The following is an 18,762-nucleotide window of genomic DNA, read 5'->3' as shown; positions in this document are numbered from 1 at the left end:
TGACGATGAGAAGAATAGCGATCTGCCTGCTCCCGCTGCTGCTGGGCGCCTGCGGAGACGGCGGCAACGACGACCTCAAGCAGTGGATGGCGAACAGCAGCCTGGGCCTGCGCGGCCAGATCGAACCGTTGCCGCAAGTGCAGGCCTATAAACCATTCAACTATCAGGCCTACGACCTGACCGATCCGTTCAATCCGCAGAAGCTGCAGGCGGGCAAGCGCCAGAATTCGGCCAACGCGCCGGACCTGAGCCGCCCGAGGGAGGCGTTGGAAAATTACGATCTGGACAAACTGGAGATGGTGGGCACGATACGACGGAGCGCCGCCATCTACGCGCTGATCCGCACGCCGGAAGGATCAGTCTACCGAGTGCAGCCCGGCAACTACCTGGGGCTGAACTTTGGCAAGGTCACCTCGATCAGCGATGCGGAAGTGCAACTTGCCGAAACCGTCGAAGACCTGAATGGAGAGTGGGTGCAGCGCAGCAGCAGCCTGCATCTTGCAGAACAAGGGCAGAACAAATGAAAAGACTCGGCATCGCATTGTGGACAGGCCTGGCCTTGTGCCTGGCCGGGGGATTGGCCGTCGCCGCGCCGTCCATCACCGCGCTGGACGCGGGCAAGGTGGACGGCAACCGGCAGACGCTGCAAATCACCTTCGACGGCCCGGCGGTCAAGCCCAACAGCTTCTCCCTGTCCAACCCGCCCCGCATCGCGCTGGACTTCGCCAACACCGGCGTCAAGATGTCCAAACCCTCGCTCAGCGTCGACAGTCCGTTGCTGCGTTCTGCCGTCGCGGTAGAGGCCAGCGGCCGCTCTCGGCTGGTGCTCAACCTGGCCCGCAACGCCAGCTACCGCAGCGAGATCAGCGGCAACCGCCTGCTGCTGACGCTGGACGGCTCCACCTCTTCAGAGCAAGCATCCTCCACGCCTCAGGAAATCGCGCCGACCGTCCGCGCCGACATACAGGCGCAAAGCGCCGCGGGCGGCACGGCCGGCCTGGATTTCCGCCGCGGCCGCAACGGCGAGGGTCGGGTGGAGCTGGCGCTACCCAGCGCCAATACGCCGGTGGACATCCGGCGCGACGGCGCCAACCTGGTGGTCGACATCGCCAGCGCCTCATTGCCGCCCCAGTTGGTGCGCCGCATCGACGTTACAGACTTCGGCACCCCGGTAGCCAAGGTGGACGCCGCCAATCTGGGCCGCAACATCCGCGTCACCGTGATACCACAGGGCGACTGGGAGTACTCGTCTTACCAGACCGACGGCAAGCTGGTGGTCGAGGTGCGGCGCCCCGCGCTGACAATGACGGGCGGCGGCGATGCCGGCAAACCGCTGTACAAGGGCGACAAGCTGTCGCTCAACTTCCAGAACATCGAGATCCGGACCGTGCTGCAGGTGATCGCCGAATTCACCGGCCTCAACGTCGTCACCAGCGACTCGGTCACCGGCAACATCACGCTCCGGTTGAAGGACGTGCCCTGGGACCAGGCGCTGGACCTGATCCTGCAAAGTAAGGGGCTGGATCAGCGCCGCAACGGCAACATCATCCAGATCGCGCCGCGGGACGAACTCTTGGCGCGCGACAAGCAAGTGCAGGAGGCGCGGCAACAGCTGGCCACGCTGGAGCCGCTGCGTTCGGAAACCTTCGTGCTGCGCTACCGCTCGGCCGAGGACTTCAAGAAAGTGCTGGACGGCGACAACAATTCCGGCAAGAAGGAAAGCCTGCTGTCGGAGCGCGGCAGCGTTCTGATCGACCCCAAGACCAATACCCTGATCGTCAACGACATCGGCACCGCGATCGATAAGATCCGCGATGTGATCGCCAAGACCGACATCCCGGTTAAACAGGTGCTGATCGAAGCCCGCATCGTCGAGGCCACTGACAACTGGGAGCGCGATCTGGGCATCAAGCTCACCTATGACCGCGCCGACCCCAAGGGCATCATCTCCGGCAATCCGCTGGGCACCAACGTCAACAACGTCACCAACCTGAACACCAATCAGCCCTATGTGATCCAGACCACGCCCGCCGGCGTCAACCTGCCGATCACCAATCCGTCCGGCACGCTGTCCGCGTTGTACAACGTCGGCCACTCGGTAATCCTGGGCCTGGAACTGCAAGCGATGCAGGCCGAAGACAAGGGCCGCATCATATCCAGCCCGCGGGTGATGACCGCCGACCGCCAGGAGGCCACCATCGAGCAGGGCACCGAAATCCCCTATCAGGAAGCCAGCTCCAGCGGCGCCACGTCGGTGGCGTTCAAAAAGGCGGTGCTCAGTCTCAAGGTGAAACCGCAGATCACGCCCGACAACCACGTGATGATGGACATCACCGTCAACAAGGACTCGGCCAATTTCCAGCAGACGGTGAACGGCACGCCATCGCTGTCGACCGAGAAAATCACCACCCAGGTGCTGGTGGACAACGGCGGCACCGTAGTGCTAGGCGGCATCTATCAACAGCAGCTGGACAATGTGGTCAACAAAGTGCCCTTCCTCGGCGACATCCCCCTGCTGGGCGCGCTGTTCCGCAGCTCGCAGAAGATAGACAAGCGCAGCGAGCTGCTGATTTTCATCACCCCGAAAGTGATCAACGACCTGGTGGCCGCATCGCGCTGAAGGGCCAAGACAGACTCATTAACGATCAGCTACAATGCCTGCCATGGAGAAACTGGCAGGCAACTTTTTTCTGGTCGGTCTGATGGGCGCGGGCAAGACCACGGTGGGCAGGGCGTTGGCGCGCCGCACCGGCAAGACGTTCTACGATTCCGACCAGGAGATCGAGGCGCGCACCGGCGTGCGCGTGGCCACCATCTTCGACATCGAAGGCGAGCTGCGTTTCCGCAATCGCGAAGCCTGCGTGATACGCGACCTGGCCCAGCAGCGCGACATCGTGCTCGCCACCGGCGGCGGCGCCGTGATGCGCGAGGAAAACCGCAAGGTTCTGGCCAGCCATGGCACCGTGATCTACCTGCGCGCCGCGATAGACGATCTTCTCGCCCGCACCCAGCACGACAAGAACCGCCCCCTGCTGCAGATCGCCGATCCGCGCGCCAAGCTGGAAAGCCTGTTCAACGAGCGCGATCCGCTGTACCGCGAGATCGCCGACATCATCATCGACACCACCCAGCAGAACGTCAATCTGCTGGTCGCCCGCCTGTTCGACCAGCTGTTGGCTTCACCGCACCATCCCAAGGAAACCGACTAGTGATCACCCTCGACCTGATCCTTCCCGATACCCGATACCCGATACACATTGGCCACGGACTCCTGGAACAGGTCGATCTGCTGCTGCCCCTCCTGCCGCTGCCCAAAGTGGCCATCGTCAGCAACGCCACCGTCGCGCCGCTCTATCTGCCCCGGCTGCAGCAAGCGCTGGAAGCCCGCGGCGTGGCCTGCGCCAGCGTAGTGCTGCCCGACGGCGAACGGCACAAGGACTGGCAGACGCTGAATCTGATCTTCGACGCGCTGCTGTCGGGCAACGCCGAGCGCAAGACCACGCTGATCGCGCTGGGCGGCGGCGTGATAGGCGACATGACCGGCTTCGCCGCCGCCTGCTACCAGCGCGGCGCGCCCTTCATCCAGATTCCCACCACCCTGCTCGCGCAGGTGGACTCCTCGGTCGGCGGCAAAACCGCGATCAACCATCCGCAGGGCAAGAACATGATCGGCGCCTTCTACCAGCCGAAGGCCGTCATCGCCGACATGGATCTGCTGGCCACCCTGCCCGACCGCGAGCTGTCCGCGGGCCTGGCCGAAGTGATCAAGTACGGCCTGCTCGGCGACGCCGGCTTCCTCGCCTGGCTGGAAGCCAATATGGCCAAACTGCGCGCGCGCGACGGCGAAGCGCTGCAATACGCGGTGAAGCGCAGCTGCGAAATGAAGGCCGCCATCGTTTCCGAGGATGAGAAGGAAAACGGCGTGCGCGCGCTCTTGAATCTGGGCCATACCTTCGGCCACGCCATCGAGGCCGGACTGGGCTATGGCGCGTGGCTGCACGGCGAAGCGGTAGCCGTCGGCATGGTCTTGGCCGCCGCGGCCTCCGCCGAGCTCGGCTGGATCAGCCGGGACGACCTAGAGCGCGTGCGCCGGCTGATCGCCGCCGCCGGCCTGCCGGTCAAGGCTCCCTCCATGCCGACCGAGCAATGGCTGAGCCTGATGAGCCACGACAAGAAGGTCGAGTCCGGCACCGTGCGCTTCGTGCTGTTGCGCTCGCTGGGCCAAGCCGTGATAGAGTCGGGATTGAACACCGCCTTGCTGGACCGGATTCTGCGCGAAAACAGCTGATCCCGGCTGTCCAGGCGGCCTGGCTACGGATTTATACGAATTGCCAAGTCGCCCGCCTCGTCAGAATAATCAACAGACTAAATAAGATGTTGTTTCACACGAGGGGGGGAGAAATAGAATGGATGTCTTTACGGCACTGGCCAGCAGTCTGGCCCTGATGCTCGTCTATTATTCGCTGCGCCAGTTCTGGCGTCATCTACGTTACATCAAGCCCGTTCAACGCGGCATCGACCCTGTCGGAGAAGCCGAAGTCTTCCTGGCTTATGGCCGCACCCGCGAAGCCGTCCGAGTCCTGAAGGACTCCCTGAAGGACGATCCCGACAATCTCCACGCCAAAGTCGCCCTGCTGCGCGCGTATTCCAACGCCCGCGACAGCAAGGCCTATGTGTCGCTCGCGCGCGACGTCCACCCTCAAGTGCAAGGCCAGCCGGTCTGGCACACGATACGGGAAAACGGCCGCGAACTGGCGCCCCAGGAGCCGCTGTTCTCCAAACGTTGAGTTCCAGCGCTTAAGCGCAATGCCCAACGAAACAAGGCTGCCCCAGGGCAGCCTTGTCGTTTTCCGCCAAGAGCGATGGGGCTGGGCGGCTCAAACCGCCTTCGGTTCGCTGAACTGCAGGCTGTGCAACCTGGCGTACAAGCCGCCCTGCCCCAGCAATGCCTGATGACGCCCCTGCTCGACCACCTGCCCCTGATGCATCACCACGATGCGGTCGGCGTTCTCGATGGTGGACAGCCGGTGCGCGATCACGATCGTAGTTCGGTTTTTCATCAGGTTTTCCAGCGCGGCCTGCACCAGACGCTCCGACTGAGTGTCCAGCGCCGATGTCGCCTCGTCCAGGATCAGCAGCGGCGCGTTCTTCAACAGCGCGCGCGCGATCGCCAGCCGCTGCCGTTGGCCGCCCGACAAGCGGGAACCATTTTCGCCGATGATGGTATCCATCCCCTCCGGCAAGGCCTCGATGAACTCCAGCGCATTGGCCGCGCGGGCGGCATCGATGATCGCTTCGCGCGACGCATCCTCCCGGCCGTAAGCGATATTGGCCGCCACGGTATCGTTGAACAGCTCCACCTGCTGGCTGACCAGCGCGATATGCCCGCGCAGCTGGCTCAACGGGATGTCGGACAGCGCCACGCCGTCCAGCAGCAGCCGTCCTGAAGACGGCTCGTAGAAACGCGGCACCAGGCTGGCCAGCGTAGTCTTGCCGCTGCCGGAAGACCCCACCAGCGCCACGGTCTCGCCGGGCTGTATCGTCAAGTCGATGCCGGACAACGCGGGGTTGTCCACATTGGGATAGGCGAAGCTGACGCCGTCAAAGCGCAGCTGCCCACTGGGCGTGGGCAGGGCTCGATCGCCGCTGTCGGGCTCCCCTGGCTCGTCGATGAAGGAGAATACCGACTCCGCCGCCGCCAGGCCGCGCTGCATCGCCTGCGATACGCTGGAAATGCGCTTGACCGGCGCGAATAGGCCGAGCATCGCCGTCAGAAACACCATGAAGTCGCCGGCGGTCAGCGCGCCATGCTGGGCGCGCAGGCCGGCAAAGTACAAGATCGCCGCCAGCGCGCACGCGATCATCAGCTGGGTGACGCCGGTATTGGCCGAGCTGGCCGCGCTTTGCTTGACCTGGTTGCGCCGCACCGACGTCGCCGTATCGTCGAACCGCGCCATTTCGCGCTCTTGGCCGCCATATACCTTGATCGCGCGCTGGCACTGGATGCTCTCCGCCAACACCTGGGTCATCTGCGCCATATGCTGCTGGTTCTGCCGCGCCAATCCGCGCAGACGCTTGCCCACCAGCCGCATGCAATAAGTAACCCCCGGCATCACCACCAGGCAGATCAGCGTCAGCTGCCAGTCGGTCATCAGCATCAGGCCCAGCATGCCAAGCGCGGTCAAGCCGTCGCGCACGGTGACGGTGATCACGTTGAAGCCCGCCTCGGTAACCTGGTTGACATCATTGGTGATCCGCGACATCAGCCTGCCGGACTGGTGCTCGTCGTAATAGTGCGCCGGCAAACGCACCAGCTTGGCGAACATCTGCTGCCGCAAGGCCTGCACCAGCTGCCCGGTCAGCCAGCTGGCGGTGTATTCGTTGATGAAGCCGGCCATTCCGCGTATCAGGTAGATGCCGATGATGGTCAGCGGCACCCACATGATCACCTGGGGATCTTTATTGACAAAGCCGCCGTCGATCAGCGGCTTGAGCAGCTTGGCGACGGCAGGCTCGGTCAGCGCCGCAACAGTCATCGATAGGATCGACAGCAACAGCACTTTCCAGTAACCAAACAAGTATCCGAGCAGCCGCCGGTATATAGCCCAACTATTCTTAAACGAATCTTTCATTCAAAACCCTGTCATCGGCGCGGCCAGCGCGGCAACCCTGCTAATTGAAGAATGCTTTCCAAATTGCGTTCGACCGAGAAACGCTGACGGACATCTTCACGCCCCATCTCGGCCATCGCGCGCATCCTGGGCAAGTCGGCCAAGGCTTCCGCCAGCGCGCGAGCCCAATCGGACACGCTGCCAGACGCAGCCAACAGGCCGGTCACACCATCGGAAACCGTCTCTGGAATGCCGCCGGTATCGCTGGCGATGACGGGAATGCCCAAACCCAGCGCCTCGATCTGCGACATGCCCAGCGGCTCGTAAGTGGAAGGCATGACGACGATGTCGGCCCTGGCGAGCAAAGCCGCAACCGGATTGACGATGCCGGCCAGCAAAACACGCTCCTGCAATCCCAAACGAGAGACTTCCGCTTCGATGCGCGCCCTCTCCCCGCCGTCTCCGGCGATGACGTAACGCAAGCCAGGCCACGCGTCTTTCAATTCGGCCAGCGCGCCCAGCAAAGTCAGATGTCCCTTCTCGCCGCGCAACATCGCCGCATGCGCCAGCACCGGGCCGGTCCCGCTAGAGAGCCAATCGGCAATCCGCGGCGGCAAAGGCTGTTCGGCAGCCTGGTCCAGCCGCTCGAAGTCGATCCCCGGATACACGACATGCAGCCGATCTGCCCGGATGGCCGGATTCGCCAGCAGGCTTTGCCTCAAGCACTCGCTCGGCAGCATCGTCGCATCAATCAGATGATTGTAGGTCAAGGTCGACGGGTAACCGGCCTGGTAAGTACGGGATCGCAGCAGAAACGGCCGGTCCCGCAGCATTCTGGCGGCAAGGGCCACATTATTGCTGTCATGCCCGCTGTGGCAGACCGCCAGCCTGGGCCGGTGCTCCCGCATCCATCGCCATAGGCCCACGATGGTGGGCAGATGCGCGCTGTTTCGAAAGCGCAAGGGCAGGATGGCCAAACCCTTGTCTCGCGCGACATCGGCCACCGCCGTGCCAGGACGGCACGCCAGCACCGGCCGGTAGCCCGCCTCGCCCAGCTTGGCCATCTGCTGCATCAATTGAAACTCCTGCCCTCCCACATTGGGCGAAGACTCGGAGAATAATATGAACTCAGACATGCGGATGCCCATCAACCTTCGGGCGGGCACAGTTCAGCCCAAGGCCGCCCCGCCGCCAGTTCGGCCTCAAGGTGCTGACACAGCTCGAACTGCGATTCAAAACCATTGTTATAGCTGATGCTGCCGATGTGGTACCAGCAATCATCGATCACCTGGATAGTGAAGGGGTGCCCGCTCACTGGATCAGTGATCTCGCGCATGCGATGCTTCGCCATTCTTAGAGTGGAAGCATCGAGCTCCCGGTACAGGGAACGCCAATTGCGGCCCCCGGTATCCAGGCCATTGGAAAAGTCATACAGAAAATTGAGCCGGCGTCGCTTCATGTGGTCGAAGCGGAACGCGCAATACCCGGCCCACAAATGCCAACCCCACTCGCTGTGGTTAGGCAGTCCGTACACCGGCTGGTCGTCGAGATCGACCAGCAGTCGGCTGGGCGCTACCGGAATCATGTCGTGATCGATGAAAGCGAAACTACGGGGTTCGGCCGGAAGCACGATGTTGTGGTAGATCCAGCTCATCGCGAAACCATGGGAACGATTGACATGCCGGGTCGGATTGGCCGGCAGGGCCAGATAAGGCACTTGCCTATCAAGACAGACCTGAGCGATTTGCCTCCGCATTTCCGGTCGCCGGGAGTTATCGAACACCACCATTGTGGTATCCGGGGTATTCTTGCTCGCCAGGGTCAATTGCCAATTCAGCGCCCATGGCTGCTCAAACGCCACGACCAACCCCAGCGCACCCTTGCCCTGCCGGAGTTCAGACACCAGACGCTCTTGTCCCTCCACCCGCTTAGCGATGTAAGCGGCCTGCCATGCATCGTTGCGCCATTGTTTGAGCGCATCGTGGCACGGCAGCAGCCTCAGCCATTCCATCATGCCGAAATCGGACAGATTACGCATTGTGTCTCACCTTACCAAACTCATTCATCTACTCGCCATTTCACCTTAGTCGGGACACCTCCGCAAAAGCCGGGTCCTGCCAAGCGCCTTGCTGCAACAGGCGCCCCACCGGATCGGCATAAACGATGTGGACATCCCGCCAGTTCATATGGAGAGGCGCAATCATCGCAGCAATGCTCTTGAGCGGCAAGCATCGATAAGAACCAGCTCATGTCGTATATAATCATCTCGGCAGAAGCTCTCCAAACTTTCTGCCGGTTATCCCCCCCTTCCCCGCAAGTACTCCAGTCTCAACTGGACGCGGGGCGGGCAATTGTCATTTGCTCATCAACTCTATGCCACAGACTGAAGCTCCGAACCGGATCCTGCTCATCAAGCTGCGCCATCACGGTGATATCCTGTTGACCACTCCCGTCGCCAGAACATTGAAATCGCGCTATCCCGAATGCGAGATCGATATGTTGGTATATCAGGAAACCGCGCCGTTATTGCAAGACAATCCAGACCTCAGCCTCATCTGGAGCATCGACCGCAAATTGCGCGGTTGGCGCAAGCTGGTTGCCCTGTTGCGCCTGCTGGCGTCCCTACACCGTCGCCGCTATCAAATCGTGATACACCTGAGCGACCAGACTCAGGGCGCGCTATTCGCGAAATTGCTGGCCAGCAGCCATGCCATCGGCTTCGACTATCCGAAACGGCGCAACAGTCCCTGGCGCCGCTTCTTCACCGCACTGGCGCCCATCGCGCCAAGCGACAGTCTGCACACTGTCAGCCAAAACCTGCTTTCCCTCACCCCATTAGGCATCACACCGACTGCCGATGAACAGCGCTGCGTCATGCCGATCAACGAAGCCGACAGGCGCGCCGTTCGGACGATGCTGGGCGAAGCGGGCATAACGGGGGAATTCATCGTCATCCACCCCTCCTCCCGCTGGTTCTTCAAATGCTGGGAAGACGATAGATTCGCCAAACTGGCCGAAGCGCTTGCCGGACTTGGGTGGCACATCGTCATCACGGCGGCGCCAAGTCTGTCTGAAATGCAGATGGCGACATCCATCCTGTCCCAGACCCGTTCTGGCCGAATCCAGTCCCTCGCAGGCAGGCTCACGCTGAATCAGCTCGCCGCAGTCATCAGCGAGTCCAGACTCTTTATCGGAGTAGATTCCGCGCCCATGCATATGGCTGCGGCCCTGGACATAGATACGGTCGCCCTGTTCGGCCCCAGCAAAGTCAATGAATGGCATCCATGGATGACACGCCATCGCCTGATTCATGCGGCTAGCTATGGCGAACTGATCGACGCCGACACTGTCGATACCTCAACAGAACAAAGATACCTGACCCACATCCCTCTTGGGCCGGTTCTGGCCGCCGCGCAAGAGCTGCTGTCCACGCCCCGGAAAGATCATTCATGAGCAGGAAAACCATATTATTCGTCATTGATGGATTGCCCGGAGGTGGCGCCGAACGAGTTGTATTGACCCTTGCTGAAGAGATGGCCCGACTCGGACATGATGTAACCATCGCCTCGCTTTCCCCCCAGCTGGACTATGCCATCCCAGACGGGGTGCATTATTTGCTGGTGGAAGACCGATACCGGGGGCCGCTGCGGCGTCAAACAGAAATCATACGCCGCGCGCGCCAGCTCGACGCCGCGCTGCACAAGTACTACGCAGACCGCCGCATCAACTTAGCCATCTCTAACCTGCCAAAGACAGACCGCATCGTCGCAGCCAGCGCCAGGTTAGGCGATGCATGGTTTTGCCTGCACTGCGCACTGACGGCAGGACAATTGCAGGAAAGGAACAGATTCCGGCGCTGGCTGAAACAACGCCAGCTGATTCGCACCTACAACGGCCGCAAGCTGATCACAGTCTGCCGGGCCTTGCAGAGCGACGTCATAAACTGCGGTATTCGCCCTTCGCAGATGGTTGCCATCTACAACCCATTCGACCTGAAAAAGATTCAACAGCTTGCCCAGGATTCCTGCCCGCTCGACGGGCAGGATTTTCTCTTGCATGTGGGCCGCTTCAACCAGCAAAAACGCCATGACCGTCTACTGGAAGCGTTTCAGCTCAGCGGCTACGCGGGCAAACTCGTTCTGCTGGGCCAAGGCAACCCCGAAGACATTAACTCTGTGCGCCTCCAAGCACAAACGCTGGGTATCGCCGATCAGGTCGTCTATGCCGGATTCAGCGACAACCCCTATACTTATATGCGCGCAGCCCAGGCATTGGTGTTGAGCTCAGATTACGAGGGTTTTGGCAATGTACTGGTCGAAGCGCTGGCCTGCGGCACACCTGTGATCAGCACTGACTGCCCTGTGGGGCCGGCTGAAATTCTGACCGGAATGCAAGCCGCAGGATTGAGCTCTCTCGACTCCGCGGCGTTGGCAACCGCTATGCGGCGAATATTGGATTCACCACCCGGCATCACCAGTGAACAACTGGCTCCGTTTATGCTGCAAACGGTTGTAGACCATTATTTATCACTGATTTAGTAACTGATTGTGCTTCACATAGCTTGCCGGCTAGGAAGTTTAGGAAAGTCATCATGTCGTTTTCGTCCGCAATACAGGCGATCAAGCATCATCAGCCTCAAAAAATGCCTGAACAAGGCATTCCCAAGCTCATACACCAGATTTATACCGCCGCCAGTAGCATACCTCAGGATTTGCAAAATAATATCAACAACATCCGAAAAATCAATCCAACCTGGGAGCATAGACTGTATGATCAAAATGATATCGAAAAATTAATTCTCGACACTTTCGGATCTGCTGTTCTTGCTACATGGAAACGAATAGACCCCGCCTACGGGGCCGCTAGAGCTGATCTATTTCGCTATCTGTGCCTATATCACTTCGGCGGAGTCTACCTAGACATAAAAAGCAGTATTTTCAAGCCTCTGGATACGCTGATTCAGCCAAGCGACAGCTATCTTCTGTCCCAATGGGATCACAGTGAAGGAAGCCCCCATATTGGCTGGGGACTGCATAAGGAATTGAAGCATATTCCAGGTGGGGAATACATCCAATGGTTCATCGCCTGCGTACCTGGCCATCCCTTCATCAAGGAAGTGCTTTTGCAGGTTCTAGGCAGAGTCAAACGCTACAATCCAATCTTTGACAAAACTGGACAGCCGGGCGTACTCCGTCTGACAGGGCCCATCGCCTACTCTAAAGCCATTCACTCAGTCCGTAGCCGCTATCCCCATCGTCATCTGATCGCAGGGAAAAACATGGGTTTTATCTACAGTATTTATGACAAGAGCGGACAAACATATCAGCATCGAAACCTATTCGGCAAACACTACTCTCAACTATCCCACCCGGTTGTCCATATCGGCCGCTGGCAACAATTTCTATACCGGACATATTGTCGCTATAGAAAGCGATCAGCCAAGTAAGCAATAGCAACACTCCTCCCTACCAACCAAAGTCTTGAACGGAAGGAGGGGGAGGAAATAGTACTCTGATATCCTTAAAATTATCTAAAAGCAAAAACTTGGTAAACAAGAAGAATCCGCCCAAAAAGAAAGTGCTTATCAGACACCAAATACTATACCGACATTCACATCCAAGTATAAAAACATGAAATTATCGCACCCCTCTCCCCCAACCATCATTATCGAGCAATGGTGCCAAATAAAAACTGATCGCAATGAGTAATAAAGCTTGTGCATGAGCCTGCCAGTTGCATAATATGCTGTCGGCCAAGCCAAAATAAAATACTTCGCCCAAGCTCAATGCCATCAACGGTACCAATGCTCCGCCACGCTGCCATGTATACAGACTGAAACCTAGCAACACCGCAAGCCATCCCATTACGCCTGCCCAACCTAACGTCGAACCAAGCTCCAACGTATCATTGTGCAGATGTATGGTGCTCATCCCAAGCGCCGCGTGATCAACACGTTTTTCCGCGACCAGCCTTTTCATCAGATCGTCACGAGCCTGGAGAGATTGTCCACCAGGCCGTTCCTGTAAAGCCTGCCATCCAAAATCCCACAAAGAAAAACGTATGCCAAGCGAAGTCATCATCTGCCCCTGCTCATACTGATGTAAATCTGTCTTTACATCAGCCATTCTTTGTGCGACCCCCCCCCATGCCAAAGTCAGCCCCAATAACAATGCGACCCCCATGCCCAATAAACCTCGCCAGCCATAACGCCAAACTGCAATAGCTGCCACGGCAATCGAATAACCGATCATTGCGGCACGCGTACCTGTGACAACCACAGATCCAAACTGCAACAACACGACCAATAACAACATACCCCATTGCCAACTACGCAACCGCCCTCTTAAAGTCAACAATAGGGGAAGCAAATGAAGCGGCACCAACAAAAATGCCATCAAAGTTTCGACTATGCCGTTCAAAGTCACCCTCGGCACCCCACCATCGGTCCTAATACGTACCCACAGCAAAGCTATAGCTAACACAACCGAAGCACACCACAGCCCCGCCAACAACCAACGTCTTGGCCATTGCCAACCCGTGGGCGCCGGCCAGAGCATAGGCAACAACAGTATAGGCAAACTACACAGCCATAGCTTTAATTGGTAGCCATAACGAAAATGCACTGGATTCAAATCGTCCAGGATCGGAGAGGGGAACCGCCATAGCCAAAGCTGCAGAATAGCCAGATAAGCCAACAAGGGCGCCAACCAAAGCCAAATTCGCTTGTCGTATTGCAAATAACCTTGCCACCACCCAACAAGCAGCAATAAAAGCGAGATACCCGATAGCTCATAGAAAAGAGTACGTCCCATCGCGGGATCCCAAATCAATAAGCAACAAGCTAAAAAAATCGGAAAAGGAAATAGATACACTCTTAAACAGGACATGAGATACCACTATTACTGGTGAAAGGCACGAAACCAATCAACAAAACGCTGCATCCCAACATCCAACGGCGTCGAGGGCGCAAAACCCACCGCAGCCCTCAAGCGTGCAGTATCGGCATAGGTGATCGGTACATCGCCATCCTGCATAGGGAAATATTCTTTCACCGCTTCTCGCCCGCAAGCCTGCTCAGTAATCTCAATGAATCTCATTAACTCGACTGGCTGATGATTGCCAATATTGAAGATCATATGAGGCAGCTCATCAAATGGCACATGCTCCATCACTCGCACAATACCTTCGACAATATCATCGATATAGGTAAAATCACGCTGCATTTTGCCATGATTGAAAACCTTGATTGGGCGCCCATGTAAAATAGCATCTACAAACAACCATGGCGCCATATCGGGACGTCCCCACGGCCCATATACAGTAAAGAAACGCAGACTGGTCGTTGGCAAACCATAAAGATGCGAGTAGCTAGCTGCCATCAATTCATTCGCACGTTTGGTGGCCGCATAAAAGCTAACCGGCAGATCAACTCGCTGATCCTCGGAGAATGGTACTTCTGTCCGGCTACCGTAAATGCTCGAAGAGCCAGCAAAAACCAGATGTTTCACCGGGTATCGGCGGCAGGCTTCCAGTACATTGGTAAAACCCATCAAATTGCTTTCGGCATAAGCATGCGGATTCTGCAAGGAGTAACGAACTCCGGCCTGTGCCGCCAGATGGATTACGTAATCGAATCTTTCCTGTGCAAACAACGCCTCCATTCCCGCCCAGTCGGCAATATCCAACTTATGGAAATAAAAACCTGGCAACCCCTGTAAAGTCGCCAGCCGCGCATTTTTTAGCTCAACCGCGTAATAATCATTCAGATTGTCAATGCCGAAGACCATGACTCCAGAACGGCGCAACAACGCCTCGCATACCGCGCGACCAATAAAACCTGCCGCGCCAGTTACCAATATCTTCATATATCCACCCTGAGGCTATTTAGCCTCGACCTGATGATAGCTTTGCTCCGCCAGCATCAGCTTTTCGTAAAAATTCCGCACAAACTTATCATCATGAAAACAACTAACAGAGCTTTTCAGATACTGAGCTGGGGGAAAATCCATTCCATCCACCACTCTTTGCAGACACACCGTCAATGCGGCCACGTCATTAGGGGAATACAGCATGCCGTTATCCCCATCTCTCAGAATGTCCCTAGGGCCGCCTACACAACGGGCTGACACGCAAAAAACGCCTCGTGCCAAAGCCTCCACCAACACTAGGCCAAATGGCTCCTCCATTGAGCACAACACCATGCAAGACGCGCATCCAATCTCGTCATGAACGTAGCGCCATGGATCCCTCTGCCAGCCATGCCAGATTACGCGCGGCGCGATGCCTAGACTCTCCGCGTATTGCTTGCATATCTCCGCGTCCTGGCCGTCTCCCACAACATGCAAGCGCCAGTCGCCCACCAGCCTGGCGCACCCATCCAGCAACTCCTTCAAATTCTTCTGGTAGCGAAAATTGACTCTGCCCACATACACGAGTTCCGCTCCGCGCTCTGGACGCGGAATCGTCATGTTGCTTGCACTGACTGGATTAAAAACCATGTGAACATCGTGAGCGTCAGCGCCCAGCGCTTGAAACTGTTCGGCGATATCCGTGCTAATCGCAAGGTGGCTGTCCGCCAGCAACAAATACTGCTTTTTATAGCCCACACAGGTGTGCATCCAGGACACAAGTGGCAGACGCAAACGCGACCAGCCCACCCCCCAACGTGCAATCCGGCACGAAACCGGCGTGACGGCAAGTACCATGTCCGGCCGCGTCTGGCGGATCCGCCGCGCCAGCGCCCAAGCTGCCAAAAGCTGCTGCAGCTTGTGGTTGCGTACGGCAGTCGCCCAGATCGTATGTTTCGTATCCCTCAACCAGTCGAAGTCGCCGCTGCCGGACCGGCCATGGAGAAAAACCTCCGTCTTGGCGCCACACTCACGCTCCAGCAAACGCGCCGTCCGCGCGATCGCGGCCTCTGTCCCTCCGAAGCCCGACAGGATATCGGATACCATCAGGATCTTCTTCATTGCGAACGTTCCTCTCCCGCTGAGGCGCTGGCAGAACGACCCATATCCAGGCCCTCGGCTCCCAGCAACTCGCGATAGCAGGACAGCAGGCGCGCGCCCATCACCTCCATGCTCAGCGGCTCCGCCGAGCGGCGCGCGGCCTCCGACAAATCCGCCCAGCGGGAACGCAAGCTCAACCATTCGCCAATCTGGCTCGACAAAGCCGACTCGTCCAACGCGTCACAAACCCAGCCATTCCATCCCTGCCGAACCAGCTCGGCACCGCCGCACTGCTTCGTGGTTAAGATAGGCAAGCCACTGGCCAGCGCCTCGATGCAGACATTGGGGAAGGGATCATACAGCGTGGGCAGAATAAAACCATCCGCCATGCCGTAGAATGGCTTGACATCCTGCCTCGGTCCGGCGAACCGGACCCGTGCCTCCATTCCCAATCGACGCGCCAAGCTACGATAGCGCTCGATGCGCTTGTCGCCGCCCACGATCATCAAATGCGCCTCGGACTGTTTCGCCGCCGCGCGCAACGCGCGCGCGACGCCCTTTCGATCAAACCCCGAGCCGACATACAACAACAAGGGAGCCGACTCCGCGATCCCCCACTCCTGCCGCATCGATTGACGGTGCGTCTGACGGAGACTCGGGTGAAAAGCGTTCAGATCGACTCCGTTGTATATCACCACGATACGGCTTTCAGGCAGGCCGAAATAGTCGATGATCTCACGCTTGACCATCATGGAATTGCAAATCACCAGCCTCAGCCGCGGATGAAGAAACATCTCGGACTCGGTGCTGCAAATATAGCGGTGATAAGGATTGAGCGAGAGTGACAGCCTACGCAGCCAAGACATCCGGCGAGCCCGCAGCGTCAGCCACTGTCGATGCACGCCATCCCCAGCGCGATAGACATCACAGCCAGGAATCCGTTCATGCGACTGGACGAGATCGAAACGCTCCCTCAGCCAAATACGCTTTGCGGCCCGGGCAAACCCCCAGTCGCGCCAGACATTACCTAGGTAGAAAGGCGAGGCCGGATGCGCGGTCACGCCCTCCAGTTTCTCCCAACGGCGGGCGATCAGATGCAGGTCGAGCTCGCCGTGCTCGCGCAAGGCATTCAGCGCGCGACTGACGAAACGCTCGGCCCCTCCGGCCGGATTGTATTTTTGGCGAACGATTGCTAAACGAATCATGAATACGGCGACAACCCTAAACAAAAGCGATGAATACGATCCCCCTGCTCGCAGCAAGAAGCTCGACACCCGGCACCCCGAGAGAGGCGGCAGAAACGGACAAGCGTTCGCCCCTGGCCACAGGATTTGGCGGCATTTGGCACGCACAACCCAGCTCCAGAGGCCAATAAATGCATGATTAAAAAAAGCCGGATCAATCCGGCTCTGCATTCAGCATTTGCAACAGATCGGCTATTTTATCAGGGTCTTCTGATCTAAGCATGCGCGTCGCAATCGGCGCGATCTCGTCCAGATGGCTGGTCAGCACCCGCTGCTTGACAGACAACAGATTGGCCGGATGCATCGAAAACTTGCGCAGGCCCATGCCCAGCAGCAGCCGCGTCAGGCGCGCGTCGCCCGCCATCTCGCCGCAAACAGACACCGGCAGGTTGGCCTTGATGCCGGTCTTGATGGTGTGCAGGATCAGCTTCAGCACCGCCGGATGGATGGGATCGTACAGATGGCTGACGGTATCGTCGTTGCGGTCGATGGCCAGCGTGTACTGGATCAGGTCGTTGGTGCCGATGGACAGGAAATCGACGTGCTTGGCCAGGCTGCCGGCCACCAGCGCCGCCGAAGGAATTTCTATCATCGCCCCCACTTCGACGTCGTCGGCGTAGGCGATGCCCTCGTCGCGCAGTTCCTCTTTGGCGTATTCGAACTGGACCAGCGCCTGCTTCAGCTCCGGCAGCGAGTTCAGCATCGGAAACAGTACGCGGATCTTGCCGTGCACCGAGGCGCGCAGCAGCGCGCGCAACTGGGCGCGGAACATCAAGGGCTCGGCCAGGCACAGCCGGATACCGGTCAGCCCCAGCGCCGGGTTCTCCGCCTGGCAGTGGTTCAGCCACTTGGGGCTCTTGTCCGCGCCCAGGTCCATGGTGCGGATGGTGACCGGCATGCCCTTCATCGCCGTCGCCACGTGGCGGTAGGCCTCGAACTGCTCGTCTTCGGTGGGCAGCGTGTCGCGCCCCAGAAACAGGAATTCGCTGCGGAACAGGCCGATGCCCACCACGCCGGACTCGCGCACCTCCTCCACATCCTGCGGCCGCTCGATATTGGCCAAGAGTTCGATCACCGTGCCGTCGCGGGTCACCGCGTTGGATTTGCGGATGGAAGACAGCTTGCGCCGCGCGCCGCGCCAGGCGCGCTGGCGGCGGCGGTATTCGGTCAGCACCAGCGCGTCCGGGTTGATGATCACCACGCCCTGCTCGCCGTCGACGATGATCATCTCATCCTCGCGGATCAGCTCCCGCGAGTGGTGCAGCGCGATCACCGACGGCAAGTCCAGGCTGCGGCCGAGGATGGCGGTATGCGAGGTGGCGCCGCCGACGTCAGTGATGAAGGCGGCGAAGTTGGAATCCTTGAAATAGACCATATCGGCCGGCGACAGGTCGTGCGCGACCAGGATGTGGTCGTCGACCAGGTCTTCCGGCGCCGGCAACTGCGGCGCGTCGCCGTCCAGATTCTTGAAAATGCGCTCGACCACCTGCAGCACGTCGTTCTTGCGTTCGCGCAGGTAGTCTTCCTCGATCGCGTCGAACTGCTCGATCAGGTGATCGCACTGCAGCTTCAACGCCCACTCGGCGTTGCAACGCTGCTTTTCGATGATCTCTCGCGGCTCGCGCGAGATGGTCACATCGCCCAGCAGCATGATGTGCAACGACAGGAAGGCGCCGAGCTCCGCCGGGGCGTTCTCCGGGATGCTGCCCCACAGCATCTCCAGCTCCTTGCGGGTGGCCTTCACCGCCTCGTCGAAACGCGTCTTTTCCGCGGGAATCTCATCGTCTTCCAGCAGATAATGCGCAACATCGTCCATGCTGCGCGAAATCAAGTGGGCCCGGCCGATGGCGATGCCGCCGCCTATCGCTACCCCGTGCAGGATGATGCTCATTTCCCCCTCCCTGGCAGGCCGGTGTTATTGTGCTGTGCCTGCCGCTGTCTCCGCCCGAAAGGTGCCTG

The 18,762-nt window shown here is 58.9% G+C and carries 16 protein-coding genes; 8 read left to right on the top strand and 8 right to left on the bottom strand.

Annotated elements, in window-relative coordinates; translation table 11 throughout:
• Positions 1 to 5 precede the first annotated feature (5 nt).
• The 5 genes from VL52_RS06045 to VL52_RS06025 all read left to right on the top strand — a co-directional run bounded on the left by VL52_RS06045 (position 6) and on the right by VL52_RS06025 (position 4,787).
• Positions 6 to 524: a pilus assembly protein PilP gene (locus VL52_RS06045; RefSeq protein WP_046156230.1), complete on the top strand. Its 519-nt coding sequence runs from the start codon at positions 6 to 8 to the stop codon at positions 522 to 524.
• On the top strand, positions 521 to 2,620 hold the full coding sequence (locus VL52_RS06040) for a type IV pilus secretin PilQ (protein WP_046156183.1): 2,100 nt from the start codon (positions 521 to 523) through the stop codon (positions 2,618 to 2,620). The genes VL52_RS06045 and VL52_RS06040 overlap by 4 nt, the downstream gene beginning before the upstream one ends.
• Before the next feature lie 34 nt (positions 2,621 to 2,654).
• Positions 2,655 to 3,209 carry a shikimate kinase AroK gene (gene aroK / locus VL52_RS06035; protein WP_021478276.1) on the top strand — a complete coding sequence of 185 codons (555 nt, stop codon included), beginning with the start codon at positions 2,655 to 2,657 and terminating at the stop codon, positions 3,207 to 3,209.
• Positions 3,209 to 4,288: a 3-dehydroquinate synthase gene (gene aroB, locus VL52_RS06030; RefSeq protein ID WP_046156182.1), complete on the top strand. Its 1,080-nt coding sequence runs from the start codon at positions 3,209 to 3,211 to the stop codon at positions 4,286 to 4,288. Before aroK ends, aroB begins: the two co-directional genes overlap by 1 nt.
• Positions 4,289 to 4,406: 118 nt before the next feature.
• Entirely contained in the window at positions 4,407 to 4,787 is a 381-nt protein-coding gene (locus tag VL52_RS06025; RefSeq protein ID WP_021478274.1) for a type IV pilus assembly protein FimV, read from the top strand.
• 90 nt (positions 4,788 to 4,877) lie between these two features.
• Here VL52_RS06025 and msbA read toward each other — a convergent pair whose 3' ends face one another.
• The 3 genes from msbA to VL52_RS23140 are packed head-to-tail and all read right to left on the bottom strand — an operon-like array spanning position 4,878 to position 8,649.
• A complete protein-coding gene (msbA, locus tag VL52_RS06020) occupies positions 4,878 to 6,632 on the bottom strand; it encodes a lipid A export permease/ATP-binding protein MsbA (protein ID WP_046156181.1) in 1,755 nt (584 codons plus the stop codon).
• 11 nt (positions 6,633 to 6,643) lie between these two features.
• Positions 6,644 to 7,747 carry a glycosyltransferase family 4 protein gene (locus tag VL52_RS06015; RefSeq protein WP_046156229.1) on the bottom strand — a complete coding sequence of 368 codons (1,104 nt, stop codon included), beginning with the start codon at positions 7,745 to 7,747 and terminating at the stop codon, positions 6,644 to 6,646.
• An 11-nt stretch (positions 7,748 to 7,758) separates the two neighbouring features.
• Positions 7,759 to 8,649: a hypothetical protein gene (locus VL52_RS23140; RefSeq protein WP_052729177.1), complete on the bottom strand. Its 891-nt coding sequence runs from the start codon at positions 8,647 to 8,649 to the stop codon at positions 7,759 to 7,761.
• A 320-nt stretch (positions 8,650 to 8,969) separates the two neighbouring features.
• Between VL52_RS23140 and rfaQ the strand changes: the two genes are divergently transcribed.
• The 3 genes from rfaQ to VL52_RS23775 are packed head-to-tail and all read left to right on the top strand — an operon-like array spanning position 8,970 to position 12,057.
• On the top strand, positions 8,970 to 10,064 hold the full coding sequence (gene rfaQ / locus VL52_RS06005; RefSeq protein ID WP_052729176.1) for a putative lipopolysaccharide heptosyltransferase III: 1,095 nt from the start codon (positions 8,970 to 8,972) through the stop codon (positions 10,062 to 10,064).
• Complete coding sequence (locus VL52_RS06000) at positions 10,061 to 11,149, top strand: glycosyltransferase (protein ID WP_046156180.1); 1,089 nt, start codon at positions 10,061 to 10,063, stop codon at positions 11,147 to 11,149. The genes rfaQ and VL52_RS06000 overlap by 4 nt, the downstream gene beginning before the upstream one ends.
• A 53-nt stretch (positions 11,150 to 11,202) precedes the next feature.
• On the top strand, positions 11,203 to 12,057 hold the full coding sequence (locus tag VL52_RS23775; RefSeq protein ID WP_082113649.1) for a glycosyltransferase family 32 protein: 855 nt from the start codon (positions 11,203 to 11,205) through the stop codon (positions 12,055 to 12,057).
• A gap of 190 nt (positions 12,058 to 12,247) precedes the next feature.
• Here the strand turns inward: VL52_RS23775 and VL52_RS23770 are convergent, their stop codons facing one another.
• From VL52_RS23770 to ptsP, 5 genes are all read right to left on the bottom strand, one after another.
• Entirely contained in the window at positions 12,248 to 13,423 is a 1,176-nt protein-coding gene (locus tag VL52_RS23770; RefSeq protein WP_160298917.1) for an O-antigen ligase family protein, read from the bottom strand.
• A gap of 87 nt (positions 13,424 to 13,510) precedes the next feature.
• Positions 13,511 to 14,476, bottom strand: coding sequence for an NAD-dependent epimerase/dehydratase family protein (locus VL52_RS05985; RefSeq protein WP_046156177.1), 966 nt, complete (start codon positions 14,474 to 14,476; stop codon positions 13,511 to 13,513).
• Positions 14,477 to 14,491: 15 nt separating this feature from the next.
• Positions 14,492 to 15,580 (bottom strand): glycosyltransferase, encoded by a 1,089-nt coding sequence (locus VL52_RS05980; RefSeq protein WP_052729175.1) that lies wholly within the window; start codon positions 15,578 to 15,580, stop codon positions 14,492 to 14,494.
• Positions 15,577 to 16,974 carry a glycosyltransferase family 4 protein gene (locus VL52_RS05975; RefSeq protein WP_235429215.1) on the bottom strand — a complete coding sequence of 466 codons (1,398 nt, stop codon included), beginning with the start codon at positions 16,972 to 16,974 and terminating at the stop codon, positions 15,577 to 15,579. The genes VL52_RS05980 and VL52_RS05975 overlap by 4 nt, the downstream gene beginning before the upstream one ends.
• Positions 16,958 to 18,694 (bottom strand): phosphoenolpyruvate--protein phosphotransferase, encoded by a 1,737-nt coding sequence (gene ptsP / locus VL52_RS05970; protein ID WP_046156176.1) that lies wholly within the window; start codon positions 18,692 to 18,694, stop codon positions 16,958 to 16,960. The genes VL52_RS05975 and ptsP overlap by 17 nt, the downstream gene beginning before the upstream one ends.
• Between the last annotated feature and the right edge of the window lie 68 nt (positions 18,695 to 18,762).

The sequence above is a fragment of the Chromobacterium vaccinii genome (genome assembly GCF_000971335.1).
Classification (GTDB): Bacteria; Pseudomonadota; Gammaproteobacteria; order Burkholderiales; family Chromobacteriaceae; genus Chromobacterium; species Chromobacterium vaccinii.
Note: the sequence above shows the minus strand (reverse complement) of the source record. Positions and strands in the feature narration are given on the sequence as shown.